Source organism: Mesorhizobium abyssinicae, from assembly GCF_049887195.1.
In the GTDB taxonomy this organism is placed as follows: Bacteria; Pseudomonadota; Alphaproteobacteria; order Rhizobiales; family Rhizobiaceae; genus Mesorhizobium; species Mesorhizobium abyssinicae.
Window position 1 is genome coordinate 367067 of sequence record NZ_JARAKC010000006.1, and the last position, 13736, is coordinate 380802.

Annotated in this window: 10 protein-coding genes; 3 read left to right on the forward strand and 7 right to left on the reverse strand. The window is 65.4% G+C overall.

Annotation, left to right across the window (positions count from 1 at the left end):
• Window position 1: 1 nt before the first annotated feature.
• Together PU724_RS16675 and PU724_RS16680 are read left to right on the forward strand one after the other, a co-directional pair.
• Window positions 2-1822 carry an ABC-F family ATP-binding cassette domain-containing protein gene (locus PU724_RS16675; RefSeq protein WP_354420138.1) on the forward strand — a complete coding sequence of 607 codons (1821 nt, stop codon included), beginning with the start codon at window positions 2-4 and terminating at the stop codon, window positions 1820-1822.
• A gap of 68 nt (window positions 1823-1890) precedes the next feature.
• Entirely contained in the window at window positions 1891-2133 is a 243-nt protein-coding gene (locus PU724_RS16680; RefSeq protein WP_127286941.1) for a type II toxin-antitoxin system CcdA family antitoxin, read from the forward strand.
• A gap of 65 nt (window positions 2134-2198) precedes the next feature.
• On the opposite strand, the gene PU724_RS16685 is transcribed toward PU724_RS16680, so the two are convergent.
• The 7 genes from PU724_RS16685 to glmM form a co-directional block, all read right to left on the reverse strand.
• Window positions 2199-3896 (reverse strand): hypothetical protein, encoded by a 1698-nt coding sequence (locus tag PU724_RS16685; RefSeq protein WP_354420139.1) that lies wholly within the window; start codon window positions 3894-3896, stop codon window positions 2199-2201.
• 75 nt (window positions 3897-3971) lie between these two features.
• Complete coding sequence (locus PU724_RS16690; RefSeq protein WP_292101036.1) at window positions 3972-5270, reverse strand: adenylosuccinate synthase; 1299 nt, start codon at window positions 5268-5270, stop codon at window positions 3972-3974.
• 268 nt (window positions 5271-5538) lie between these two features.
• Window positions 5539-7140 (reverse strand): phosphoglycerate dehydrogenase, encoded by a 1602-nt coding sequence (gene serA / locus PU724_RS16695; RefSeq protein WP_354420140.1) that lies wholly within the window; start codon window positions 7138-7140, stop codon window positions 5539-5541.
• A 68-nt stretch (window positions 7141-7208) separates the two neighbouring features.
• A complete protein-coding gene (locus PU724_RS16700) occupies window positions 7209-8384 on the reverse strand; it encodes a phosphoserine transaminase (RefSeq protein ID WP_320255287.1) in 1176 nt (391 codons plus the stop codon).
• Window positions 8385-8580: 196 nt separating this feature from the next.
• Window positions 8581-9450, reverse strand: coding sequence for an outer membrane protein (locus PU724_RS16705; RefSeq protein ID WP_127393486.1), 870 nt, complete (start codon window positions 9448-9450; stop codon window positions 8581-8583).
• A gap of 205 nt (window positions 9451-9655) precedes the next feature.
• Window positions 9656-10507 carry an outer membrane protein gene (locus PU724_RS16710; protein ID WP_127311747.1) on the reverse strand — a complete coding sequence of 284 codons (852 nt, stop codon included), beginning with the start codon at window positions 10505-10507 and terminating at the stop codon, window positions 9656-9658.
• Window positions 10508-10741: 234 nt separating this feature from the next.
• Entirely contained in the window at window positions 10742-12094 is a 1353-nt protein-coding gene (glmM, locus tag PU724_RS16715; protein ID WP_127393485.1) for a phosphoglucosamine mutase, read from the reverse strand.
• A 727-nt stretch (window positions 12095-12821) separates the two neighbouring features.
• Between glmM and PU724_RS16720 the strand changes: the two genes are divergently transcribed.
• Complete coding sequence (locus PU724_RS16720) at window positions 12822-13484, forward strand: hypothetical protein (RefSeq protein WP_245509128.1); 663 nt, start codon at window positions 12822-12824, stop codon at window positions 13482-13484.
• The last annotated feature ends 252 nt before the right edge of the window (window positions 13485-13736 follow it).

Consider the following 13736-nt stretch of genomic DNA (forward strand, 5'->3'; position numbering starts at 1 on the left):
CATGGCCCCGCCTCTTCTCAATCTCGACGGGATAAGACTGACCTTCGGCGGCACGCCGCTGCTCGACGGGGCGGCACTCAGCGCATCCGCCGGGGACAAGATCGCGCTGGTCGGCCGCAACGGCTCCGGCAAGTCGACGCTGCTCAAGATCGCCGCCGGCATGATCGAGCCACAGGACGGCGAGGTGTTCCGCCAGCCTTCGGCGACGGTGCGCTACCTGCCGCAAATGCCCGACATGGATGGCTTCGCCAATGTGCGCGCCTATGTCGAGGCGGGGCTCGGGCCGGCCGACGATCCCTACCGCGCCACCTATCTGATGGAGCATCTCGGCCTCACCGGCGAGGAGCGGCCGAACGACCTGTCCGGCGGCGAGGCGCGCCGCGCCGCCCTTGCCCGCGTCATGGCGCCGGAGCCCGACATTCTGCTGCTGGACGAGCCGACCAACCATCTCGACCTGTCGGTGATCGAATGGCTGGAGGAGGAGCTTGCCCGCACCTCCTCGGCGGTGATCCTGATCTCGCACGACCGCCGCTTCCTCGAGCGCGTGTCGCGCGCCACCGTCTGGCTCGACCGCGGCCAGACCAAGCGGCTGGACAAGGGCTTTGGCCATTTCGAGGAATGGCGCGACCAGGTGCTGGAAGAGGAAGAGCGCGAGCAGCACAAGCTCGGCCGCCAGATCGTGCGCGAGGAGCACTGGCTGCGCTACGGCGTGACCGCACGGCGCAAGCGCAACATGCGACGGCTCGGCGAGTTGCAGACCATGCGCCAGCGTTTCCGCAGCCATCGCGGCGCCGAGGGCACTGCCACCCTGGTGGCCAGCGACGCCGCCGAGTCCGGCAAGCTGGTGATCGAGGCCAAGAGCATCGAAAAGAGCTTCGGCGACCTCACCGTGGTCAGGGGTTTTTCCACCCGCATCCAGCGCGGCGACCGCGTCGGCCTGGTCGGGCCGAACGGCGCCGGCAAGACCACGCTTTTGAAGATGCTGACCGGCGAATTGGCGCCGGATGCCGGTTCGGTGCGGCTCGGCGTCAATCTCGAGATCGCCACGCTCGACCAGAAGCGCGAGGCCGTCGATCCGCAGGAGACGCTGGCGCATTACCTCACCGACGGGCGCGGCGAGAACCTTCTCGTCAATGGCGAGCAGCGCCATGTCGTCTCCTACATGAAGGACTTCCTGTTCAAGCCGGAGCAGGCGCGCACGCCGGTGCGCGAGCTTTCGGGCGGCGAGCGGGCGCGCCTGCTGCTCGCCCGCGTTCTGGCCAGGCCGGCCAACCTGCTGGTGCTCGACGAACCGACCAACGACCTCGACATGGAGACCCTGGAGTTGCTGCAGGAACTGGTGGCCGGCTTCGCCGGCACCGTCATCCTGGTCAGCCACGATCGCGATTTCCTCGACCGCACCGTCACCAGCGTGATCGCACCGGATGGCGGCGGCCGTTGGATCGAATATGCCGGCGGCTATTCCGACATGCTGGCGCAGCGCGGCGGCTCGAAGCTCGAAGACCGCAAGGCAAGGCCAAGGGCGGAGGCCGGCGAAACGCCCGCCGCAGCGAGATCTGAAACGGCCGCGCCGAAAGGCCCGGCGAAGAAACTGTCGTTCAAGCAGAAATTCGCGCTGGAATCGCTGCCAAAGAAGATCGAGGCAGTAACCGCCTCGATATCCCGGCTGGAGAACAATATCGCCGACCCCTCCTACTACGAGCGCGATCCGGCCTCGTTCCAGAAGACCATCGCCGCCCTCGACAAGGAGCGGGTAACGCTCGCGGCGCTGGAAGAGGAGTGGCTCGAACTGGAGATGCTGCGGGAAGAGATGGAGGGGTGAGCGGCAATCAACGCCGCCTCGCTGCCGTAACCGTACAATGCGCATATACGCATGTTGCGGAGGCCATCATGCGCAAGATAGCCGCGAACGCGGTTCGTCAGCCGGCAAATCTGTCGATCGATTCACAGATCATGAAGGAAGCGAAGGGGCTCAATGTGAACGTCTCGCGAGCCGCCGAAGCCGGGATAGCCGAAGCGGTCGCCGCCGAGAAAACGCCGCTATGGAAGCTTGAGAACCGCGCCACCATGGATGCTTGGAACGACTATGTCGACAAGCATGGCGTTCCGCTCAAGGAGCATCGGCAGTTCTGATGGCCCGCTATGACGTCTTCGCCGCCAGGCTGTTCCAAGGCTTCTGAGCCGACGACAGCCCTTCCTCATCCCGACGTTTTCGCCTGCCAGGCTTTCAGCGCCTCGTCGAACACCTTCTCGCCGGGAATGCCCTTTTCCATGGTGAGCAGGGCGCGGCGTCCGGTCTTGTAGACGACCGGAACGTCGATCCAGTCCTGGCCCCTGAGCAGCGTCAGATTGGCGTCCTCGTCAGCCTTGGTGTCGTTGAGAGCAACAAGGAAGAAGCCGTCTGCGATCTTGGCCGGGATGCCGATCAGCGGGCTGCCGGCATCCTGTTCGGAGCTCTTCATGGCGATGCGCAGGATGTTGTCGACGCCGCCGCCGTCAAACCCTTCCGGCGTCAGGAAGATCATCTCGATGATGTGGCTGGCCGGCAGCGTCTGGTCGGTGTTGCGCCTGATCGTCATGCGCAGCTGGATGTCCTTGCCCGGAATGGTCGCCTCGGCGCGGATCGCCGGTTCCGGCGGCAGATCGCCGCCCGGCGATTCCTGCACCAGCGACCAGACGATGTTGCCGGGCTCGGCCGAGCCCTGCTGGGTGCTGGTGCGCTCTTCATAGAAGATCGCCTTCTGGCCGACCGGCAGCGCGGTTTCAGTCGGCGCGGCGGCCGGTGCGGCTGGCGCAGCGCCAGCGGCCGGTGCGGCGCCGGCTGCCGGCGCGGGCTGTGCGCCGGCGGCCGGTGTTGGCGGCGCAGCGGCCGCATCAGCCGGCGCGGCGGGTGCGGCAGCATCGGCGGGAGCGGCAGGTGCGGCAGCATCGGCCGGCGGCGTTGCACCGGGCGCGGGAACCGCGGGTGCGGCGGTAGCCGCTGCCGGCTGGCTGACTGGCGGCGGAGCGGCTGACGGCGGTGTCGTCAGCGCAGCGACGGATTCGCCTTCGCCAATGCCGCTTTGCCCGCCGGCCGGGCCGGGATCGGTCTCCTTGCCCTCGGGGGTCAGGCGCTGGGTGAACTTGGTCGCCTCGGACGGTTCGCCGGCGCCCGCCGCCGGCGGCGCCGCCGCGGCGTCGGCGGCAGGCTTGGCCGGCTTCACCAGCGGCTCGGTGGTGACGGTCTTATCTCCGCCAAGACCGAGCATCGAGCCGAATGCGTCCTTGTTCAGCCAGATGCCGTAGCCACCGCCGCCGATCACCACGAGCACGGCGGCCGCGGCGATGAGCCCGCCATAGCTGCGCTTGCGCGCGGCGGGGCGCAGCCGCTGGAAAGTTTCGGCCGGCGCCGGCTCCTGGTCGTTGTCGAAGACCTCATCCTGGTCGTTCGGCACCGAGCTGTCCATGCCAGCCAGGGGGACATCGGTCTCGAATGGCGGCGGCGCTGGCGGCGCCTTCTGCCAGCCTGGCTCCGTCTTGGCGACGGGCGGCGCCGGCCGGAACGGTTCGGGCTTGGCGGGCTCCGGCCTGGCCGGTTCGGGTTTGGCGACGACAGGCTGCCGGACATGGCTCGGCTGGTTCTTGTTGCGGTCGATCGAGGAGAAGATGTGCTCCAGCTCGGCCAGCGGATCGGCCGCCGGCGCGCTTTTGGCATAGCCCCGTTCGACGCTGGAAATGGCATCCTCGAGAGTGCGCTTCTGCTGATCGGCGACCGACGGCGCCAAAGGCGGGACGTGGTCCGCAAGCTTCTTGGCGATTGTCGCCCGCGCCTTGTCATAGACCTTCGACCGCATCTCCGGCGTGTTCTCGCTGAGACTGTCGATCGTCTTTTTCAGAACGGTGATGAAATCTGCCATGCTTCAGTGGACCTGCATTTTGTTCCTGGGCCGGCCCCCGCAAATCAGCCGCTATGCCCTGGAAAGGCTGAGAAACTAGTCTTGAAACGGATCGGTCACAAGTATCGTGTCATCCCGCTCCGGGCTGGTGGAAAGCAGCGCCACCGGCGCGCCGATCAGCTCCTCGATGTATCGGACATACTTGACCGCCTGGGCCGGCAGATCGTTCCAGCTGCGCGCGCCGGCGGTGGTGCCTTTCCAGCCTTCGAGCGTCTCGTAGACCGGCTCGACACGTGCCTGCGCGCCCTGGCTTGCCGGCAGATAGTCGATCGTCTCGCCATCGAGGCGGTAGGCGGTGCAGACCTTGATCTCGTCCAGCCCGTCGAGCACGTCGAGCTTGGTCAGCGCGATGCCCTTGATGCCGTTGACGGCCACCGCCTGGCGCACCAGCACCGCGTCGAACCAGCCGCAGCGGCGCTTGCGGCCGGTGACGACGCCGAATTCATGGCCGCGCGTGCCGAGGAACTCGCCGATCTCGTTCTTCTGCTCGGTCGGGAACGGACCTTCGCCGACACGCGTCGTGTAGGCCTTGGTGATGCCGAGCACATAGCCGATGGCGCCTGGACCGACGCCCGACCCGGCCGCCGCCTGGCCGGCGACGGTGTTGGACGAGGTGACGAACGGATAGGTGCCGTGGTCGATGTCGAGCAGCGTGCCCTGCGCGCCTTCGAACAGGATGCGCTCGCCGGCGCGACGACGGTCGTCGAGAACCTTCCAGACCCGGTCCATATAGGGCAGGATCTCGCCGGCCACCGAGGTCAGCTCCTGCATGATCGCCTCATGCGTCGCTTCCGGGTGGCCGAGCCCGCGACGCAGCGCATTGTGATGCGTCAGCAGCCTGTCGACCTTCACGGGAAGCGTTTCCAAATCCGCCAGATCCATCACCCTGACCGCGCGCCGGCCCACCTTGTCCTCGTAAGCGGGTCCGATGCCACGGCGGGTCGTGCCAATCTTCGTCCCGGAATTGGAGGCGGCGTCCTCGCGGAATCCGTCCAGTTCGCGGTGCAGCGACAGGATAAGCGCGGTGTTTTCGGCTATTTTCAGGCGGTCCGGCGTCACCTCGACGCCTTGCGCCTTCAGTTTCGCCGCCTCGGCGACGAACGCGTGCGGATCGAAGACCACGCCATTGCCGATGATCGACAGCTTGCCTTGCCGCACCACGCCGGAGGGCAGGAGCGACAGCTTGTAGACCTTGCCGTCGACGACCAGCGTGTGGCCGGCATTGTGGCCGCCCTGGAAGCGCACGACGACGTCGGCCCGCTCCGACAGCCAGTCGACGATCTTGCCCTTGCCTTCGTCGCCCCACTGCGAGCCGACGACCACCACATTGGCCATGTTGCTTTTCCCTTGAGATGCCGACTTGCGGCTTGAAAACGACAGGCCTCTATAGCGTCAAGACCCGGCGAACGCGACCATTCTTTGCCGCCGAAAACGGCCAAAGGCATAAGAATTTTGCCTGCCGCGCCATTTGCCCGGGCGAGCGGGGCGCGATGCCGCGGCTTTGCTCCCGGGCGCTCCCGCCAAGCCGACGCCCGGCACAAATGCAAACGCCGCGCGGGCTATCGCACGCGCGGCGCTGTCATGCAAACCGGCGAGACTTCGTTCAGTCGCCGCCGACGTCGAACCGCAGTCGCTTCGCCGAGTCGATCGACTTGTGCGCCCGCACCTGCTCCAGGACCGTTTCCGGGAACGGCGCGTCGAGATAGAGCAGCGCGATGGCGTCGCCACCCGGCCGGTTGCGGCCAAGCTGGAAGTTGGCGATGTTGACGCCGTTCTCACCGCAGACCGTGCCGAGCAGGCCGATGATGCCGGGCGCGTCGGCATTGGTCGTGTAGAGCATGTCGCGGCCGACCTCGGCGTCGAGATTAATGCCCTTGATCTGGATGAAGCGCGGCTTGCCGTCCGAGAAGCAAGTGCCGGCGATCGACCGGGTCCTGTGCTCGGTGGTCACGGTCAGCTTGATGTAGCCGTCGAAGACGCCCGACTTGTCGCGCTTGACCTCGGCGACGATGATGCCGCGTTCCTTCACCATGATCGGCGCCGACACCATGTTGACGTCGGAGACCTGCGGCCGGATCAGGCCGGCAAGGGCCGCGCTGATCAGGGCGCGCGTGTTCATGGTCGCGGTCGAGCCGTCGAACAGGATCTCGACCTCCTTGATCGGATCCTCGGTGACCTGGCCGACAAAGGCGCCGAGCACCTCGGCGAGCTTGACGAAGGGCTTCAGTCGCGGCGCTTCCTCGGCGGTGATCGAGGGCATGTTGATGGCGTTGGAGACGGCGCCCTTGATCAGGTAGTCGGACATCTGCTCGGCCACCTGCAGCGCTACGTTCTCCTGCGCCTCGGTGGTCGAGGCGCCGAGATGCGGCGTCGCCACGACGTTTTCCATGCCGAACAGTTCGTTGTTCTCGGCCGGCTCGACCTCGAACACGTCGATGCCGGCGCCCGCCACCTTGCCGCTCTTTAGCGCCGCCACCAGGTCGGCCTCGACGATCAGCCCACCGCGGGCGCAATTGATGATGCGCACGCCGGTCTTCATCTTGGCGATCGCCGCCGCGTCGATGATGTTGCGTGTCTTTTCGGTCAGCGGCGTGTGCAGCGTGATGAAGTCGGCGCGCGCGAAAAGCTCGTCGAGCTCGACCTTTTGAACGCCGAGCTCCTCGGCGCGGCTGTCCGAGAGGAACGGGTCGAAGGCGATGACATGCATCTTCAGCCCGACGCCGCGCGTGGCGACGATCGAGCCGATATTGCCGCAGCCGATCACGCCCAGCGTCTTGCTGGTGATCTCGATCCCCATGAAGCGGTTCTTTTCCCACTTGCCGGCATGCGTCGAGGCATTGGCCTCCGGGATCTGGCGGGCGAGCGCGAAGATCATCGCGACCGCGTGCTCGGCGGTGGTGATCGAATTGCCGAACGGCGTGTTCATCACGATGATGCCCTTGCGGCTGGCCGCCGGGATGTCGACATTGTCGACGCCGATGCCGGCGCGGCCGACGACTTTGAGATTGGTCGCGGCGTTGATCAGCTTTTCGGTGACCTTGGTGGCCGAGCGGATGGCGAGGCCATCATACTGGCCGATGACTTCGGCGAGCTTTTCCTTGTCCTTGCCGAGATCGGGCAGATAGTCGACCTCGATGCCGCGATCCTTGAAGATCTGCACTGCGGTGGTTGAAAGCTTGTCTGAGACGAGAACGCGGGGCGCCATGGCGGCCTCCTTCGAATGGGATTGATCCGGTTGGAAATGGGCGGCCTTGGGGGCCGCCCGCCAGAAACTCAGGCCGCTGCCTTCAGCGACGCCTTCTGCGCGGCAAAGGCCCAGTCGAGCCAAGGCAGCAGCGCCTCGAGGTCGGCGGTCTCGACGGTTGCGCCGCACCAGATGCGCAGGCCAGGCGGTGCATCGCGATAGGCGCCGATGTCATAGGCGACGCCGTCCTTGTCGAGCGCCGAGACCAGCCCCTTGGCGAAAGCCGCTTGCCCGTCGGCGTCGAGCGCCGCGACATCTGGATCTGTGAAGGAAAAACACGCCGAGGTGTTCGAGCGCGTCGCCGGGTCGACGGCGAGATGGCCGAGCCAGGATGATTTGGCGACGAACCGGTCGAGCACCGCCGCATTGGCGTCGGCGCGGGCGACCAGGGCGTCGAGGCCACCGATTGATTTCGCCCAATGAAGCGCGTCGAGATAATCTTCCACGCACAGCATCGACGGCGTGTTGATCGTCTCGCCCTTGAAGATGCCCTCGATCAGCTTGCCGCCCGAGGTGAGGCGGAAGATCTTCGGCAGCGGCCACGAAGGCTTGTAGGTCTCCAACCGCTCGACGGCGCGCGGCGACAGGATCAGCATGCCGTGCGCGCCCTCGCCGCCCAGCACTTTCTGCCAGGAGAAGGTGACGACGTCGAGCTTGGCGAAATCGAGCCTTTGCGCGAAAGCCGCCGAGGTCGCGTCGCAGATGGTCAGACCCTTGCGATCGGCGGGAATGAAATCGCCGTTCGGCACCCGCACACCCGACGTCGTGCCGTTCCAGGTGAAGACCACGTCGCGGTCGAAATCGATGCCGGCCAGGTCCGGCAGCGCGCCATAGCCGGCCTCGAACTTGCGCACGTCGGCGAGCTTCAGCTGCTTGACCACGTCGGTGACCCAGCCCGAGCCGAAGCTTTCCCAGGCGACCATGTCGACGCCGCGCTCGCCGAGCAGCGACCAAAGCGCCATCTCGACCGCGCCGGTGTCGGACGCCGGCACGATGCCGATGCGGTAGTCGGCCGGAACCTTGAGGATGTCGCGCGTCAGCTCGATCGCCTGTTCGAGCTTGCTCTTGCCGATCTTGGCGCGGTGCGAGCGCCCGAGCGCGGCAGCTTTCAGCGCCTCGACCGACCAGCCGGGACGTTTTGCGCAGGGACCTGAGGAGAAATTGGGATTTGCCGGACGGAGTCCGGGCTTCGTAAGCGTCGTCATCGTGGTCTATCCTTCCAGATAGTGGCCCCTCGTTGGGGAGGGGTGGCCCACGGACGGCGATATGCGTTCAGGCTTCCGGCGTCAAGAGGAAAGTTTTTGTCGCTGGCGGGATACTCGCGCTGAGTCGGCAAGCAGCGGCCCGCAAAAGCAAACGGCGGGCCACGGACCCGCCGTCAAGAATCCTGCCCCGGCGGACCTACCAGAGATCGTAGCGCAGCCCGAGCTTGACCGTCTGGTAGTCGATACCCTTGTGGATGTTGAAGGCGCCGCTGTCAAAGGCCACGTATTTGGCGCTCGGCACCGAGAAGTACTCGTAGCCGAGATCGACCGAGAGGTTCTTGCTCACCTGATAGGAGAACCCGGCGCCGATCGAATAGGCGAGGTTGAATTTTGCTTCGGAATCCTCCGATCCCTGGTAACCCGCCGGATCATCGCAGGTGAAGCCGCCGCCGCCCGACGAATCCGGCGCGATCTCGACGCAATTGCGCTCGCCCTGGGTCTTGAAATACTTGTTGTAGGCGACGCCGATGCCGCCGCCGACATAGGGCGTGATGCCGACATAGGTGCCGAGGTCGACATAGCCATTGGCCATCACGCTGTAGCCCTTGTTGGTGGCGCGGTTCGTGGCCACGCAGTCTTCCGTATCCGGGGCCGTGCCGATGATGATGACGCCGCCGGGCCCGATCGTCACCGTATTGGTGTGGCCGGCGCAGCCGTCCGGCACCACTGCGTGGTCGCCGAACTTGTTGGTCGGCAGGATGCCGCCATTGAGTTCGACCCTGAGGAAGTCATTGAGGTGGTAGCCCATGCCGATGCTGCCCGTGAACAGGCTGCTGTCGTTGGTGAAGCTGGTCGCTCCGCTCGCCGAGATCTGATGCTCGAACGGATGGCTGAACGCGTAGCCGATATCGCCGCGCAGATACCATCCCGAGCCGACCTCGACCGGCACGTAGTCTGGCGCCTGGTCGACATAGATCGGCGGATCGTAGTCGGCCGGCAGCGCCTGCGTCACCGGCATCAGCACGATGGCGGCCAGCGCCAGCGCAATACGCGATTTGAATACCATGTCCCCGGCTCCCGAACTTGGCGCGCGCCGCAAGCGCAGCACCGTTTTTCAAGGAGCATTGTTAACCATAGTGGTTAAGTGCCGGTTAAGGATAACAGAGCGTTAGCGAATTGATTTCGAAGAGCTTTCGACCTGACTTTTCTTGCAAACGAAAAACCGCCCGGCAAGGCCGGGCGGCTGAGGAACTTCTCGAATATTCAGGCGCTTACTTGGTATAGATCGGCTCCGGCTCCGGAACATAAGGCTCCGGCGGCGGGGCGCAGTCGGACCTGCCGAACTGGTAGCGCAGGCCGCCGCGAACTTCGTGCACGTCGATGCCGCGGTCGTAGCCCGGGCCGACGTTGCTGGTCGCCTCGTAGTCGAACATCTTGCCGCCGTTGATGTGGCTGTAGCGATAGCCGACGTCCAGCTTGACGCGGTCGGTCAGGCAGTAGGACGTGCCGGCCATGAGGGCATAGGCGAAGCGCCAGCCCTTGCCGCCGCGATGGAAGAAATCGCCGTCGGCGTCGCTGTTGTGCAGCGTGTCCCACTTCACCCAGGCACCGCCGATACCGGCGCCGACATAGGGCGTGAAGCCGTGCCAGGTGCCGATGTCGACATAGGCATTGGCCAGGAGCAGCAGCGCCGAATAGGACGAGGTGTCGGTCGACACGCAAGGCGTGCCAGGAGCGGGCGTGTTACAGAAGCCGCTGGTCGAGCCGCGGAACTTCGAGCCGAACATCCAGTCGCCCGTCAGGTCGGTGCGGAAGTGCTGGTTGATCTGGTAGCCGACGCCGGCGCCGGCGGAGAAGGCGCCCTTCAGCTTGCCGCTGTCGAAGCTGCCGGGGATCTGCGGTGCCGCGCCATAGGTGATATAGTCGCCGCCGCCGAAACGCGACCAGTGATAATCGATGTCGCCGCGGATATACCACCCGCCGACGTCGACGGGCTGCTCGTAGGTGACCGGCGGCGGCGCCGCTTCGACCACTGGCGGTTCCGCGAGATCGGCGGCAAGCGCCGGTCCGGCCACCCCCGCGAACAGCGCGGCAAACAGTGCCATTCTTGCTGTATTGAACATGCTTGTCACCCCTAAGAAGCCTCGGAACAACGAATCCGCCCGAATGCGATTGACCTCGGGTGTGGATAATGAATTGCAAAGGTTAAAAGCCGTTTAACCGTACCGATTAACTACGAATCTATACAATTTTAGAGCGAACTGCTCGCCCGGCCGGCCCGGCCTTGCCGAGGCGATTGCGCAAAAAAGCCCGCCGGATGGCGGGCTTCGCGAATTCGGCGGCCGTGCGCGCTCGGATCAGGCGGCGCTGCGGGTTTCCGAAATGATGCCGACGAGATCGTTCACGACAGCCTCGACCAGCTGCGGGTCGTCGCCCTCGGCCATGACGCGGATCAGCGGCTCGGTGCCGGAGGGGCGGATGACCAGGCGCCCGGCCTTGCCAAGCCGGTTGCGCGCCTCCTCGATCGCCGCCTTGACCGGCGCTTCCTCGAGCGGCTTACCGCCGGCGATGCGGACATTCTTCAGAAGCTGCGGCACGGGCTCGAACTTCTTCGACAGCTCGCTGACCGGCCGGTTCTGCCGCTTGATGCAGGCCAGCACCTGCAGCGCCGAGACCAGCCCGTCGCCCGTGGTCGAGAAATCGGAGAGCACGATGTGGCCCGACTGCTCGCCGCCGACATTCAGCCCATGCGCGCGCATGTGCTCGACGACATAGCGGTCGCCGACCTTGGTGCGGTGCAGCTGCAGCTTCATGTCGCCGAGGAAGCGTTCCAGGCCCAGATTGGACATCACCGTCGAAACGACGCCGCCGCCGGCCAGCCGCCCGCTCTGGTGCCAGGACTCTGCGATCAGCGCCATGATCTGGTCGCCGTCGACGATGGTGCCGTTCTCATCGACGATCACCACCCGGTCGGCGTCGCCGTCGAGCGCGATGCCGATATCGGCGCGCACCTCATGCACCTTCTTCTGCAGGCCTGCCGGATGGGTCGAGCCGCATTCCTTGTTGATGTTGAAGCCATTGGGCTCGACATTGATGGCCACGACCTCGGCGCCGAGTTCCCACAGCGCCTCGGGCGCCACCTTGTAGGCGGCGCCGTTGGCGCAGTCGACGACGATCCTCAGGCCCGACAGCGACATCGAGCGCGGCAGCGTGCGCTTGGCGAATTCGATATAGCGGTCATGCACGCCGTCGACGCGCTTGGCGCGGCCCAGCCCGTCGGAATCGGCAAGCGCCAGATCGATGTCCTTGTCCAGCATGCCCTCGATGCGCTCCTCGATCTCGTCGGAGAGCTTGTAGCCGTCAGGGCCGAACAGCTTGATGCCATTGTCGTAGTAGGGGTTGTGCGAGGCCGAGATCATCACCCCAATATCGGCGCGCAGCGAGCGCACCAGCATGGCGACGGCCGGCGTCGGGATGGGACCGAGCAGGAACACGTCCATGCCGGCGGCGCACAGGCCCGAGACCATGGCGTTTTCGATCATATAGCCGGAAAGCCGGGTGTCCTTGCCGAGCACGACACGGTGGCGATGGCTGCCGCGCTGGAACGAAAGGCCGGCGGCCATGCCGACCCTCATGGCGACTTCCGCCGTCATCGGAAACTTGTTGGCGCGTCCGCGAATACCGTCGGTGCCGAAATACTGCCCTGCCATGCGTTCCCTGATCCCCGTCGGTTTTTCAGCCGCTCGTATTGCCACAATTGAGCCGCACCCGAACATCACATTTCGTGATTATATATTACCATTCCTTAGAAAATCATTGTTGCGGGCCGTGCAAGCGATTCGACAGTCTATCATGGCGGTCCTTCTTGCGGGAACGACCAGGCGTTGCAGCTCCATGGGGTCCGGAATCGCCCGCCAGACCTTGCTCGAGGGCATCTGAGCGCAAGGATTCCATCACCTTATCGGGAGCAACACAGTTTGTGAGGGTGTCCGCGCCGCTGGCATCTGGCGCGGGCGGGCGTTGAGGGCTATTGGTTTCGCAAAGGGACAACCTATGGGCGGCAGCAACGGAGAAAACGCCATGCTCATCCACCGACTTGCAACCTTGACGGGATTAGCCGTCGCAACCCTGTTCCTGGCGGCGCCGGCCAATGCGCTGACCATGGCCGAGTGTAGCACCAAGTATAACGCGGCCAAGGACGCCGGAACACTTAACGGCCAGACATGGAACCAGTTCCGCAAGGCTGAATGCGGCACCGACGCGGCGGCAACGACCGCCGAGACCAAAGCCGCCAAGAAGACGGCGAAGGCGAGCGATGCGGCCAAGACCGACACCAAGGCCGCCGCTGCCACCGACGACAACGCGGCCAAGGGCCTGACCGCCAAGGAATGCAGCACCAAATACCAGGCCGCCAAGGCCGCCGGCACGTTGAACGGCATGAAGTGGAACGACTTCCGCAAGACCGAGTGCGGCGCCGGTGCCACCGCCGCTGCTGCCGACGCCAAGCCCGCCAAGACGACCAAGGCGGCGGCCGCGACCGAAGAACCCGCCAAGGGCCTGACCGCCAAGGAATGCAGCGCCAAATACCAGGCCGCCAAGGCCGCCGGCACGCTGAACGGCATGAAGTGGAACGACTTCCGCAAGGCCGAATGCGGCCCCGGCGCCACCGCCGCGGCGGAACCCGCCAAGGCAACCACCAAAGCCGCCGCCGCTGAAGGCGGCAAGGGCCTCAGCATGGCCGATTGCAGCGCCAAGTATCAGGCGGCCAAGACCGCCAACAAGCTGAACGGCATGAAGTGGAACGACTTCCGCAAGGCAGAGTGCGGCGCTGCCGCGGACGACGACGACACGGTGCCGGCTCCGACCGAGGCGACCTACACCAGCGAGCCCGAGAAGCCCACCGTTGCCGCTCCCAAGGGCGTGAAGTTCCCGACGGCGATCTCCAAGAAGTATGCCAGCGAGACGCCGGGCAAGGGCCGCATGCACACCTGCCTCGAGCTCTACTACGCCAACAAGGACGCCAACACGCTGAATGGGCTCAGGTGGATCCAGAAGGGCGGCGGCTTCTACAGCCTCTGCAATGCCAAGCTGAAGAGCTGATTTCGCTTCGTTTACGGCTGACGAAGGCCCGCGAACCGTAAGGTTCGCGGGCCTTTTTCTTTGTTGGGGGTATTTGAGCGAGTACGGCGCATTTGAGCTGGCCAGCGGATATTCCTCAGGCGTTGGCGCTGCCCCTCACCTGCCTGCCGGCATCCTTGTAACTTGTCCCTTGCCGACTCTGCTATTGCAGCAGGTGCGGTGGCGGACGAGAGACCGGAGCATCTTTGGGCCTTGAAGCCCGTGGGAGAGCGA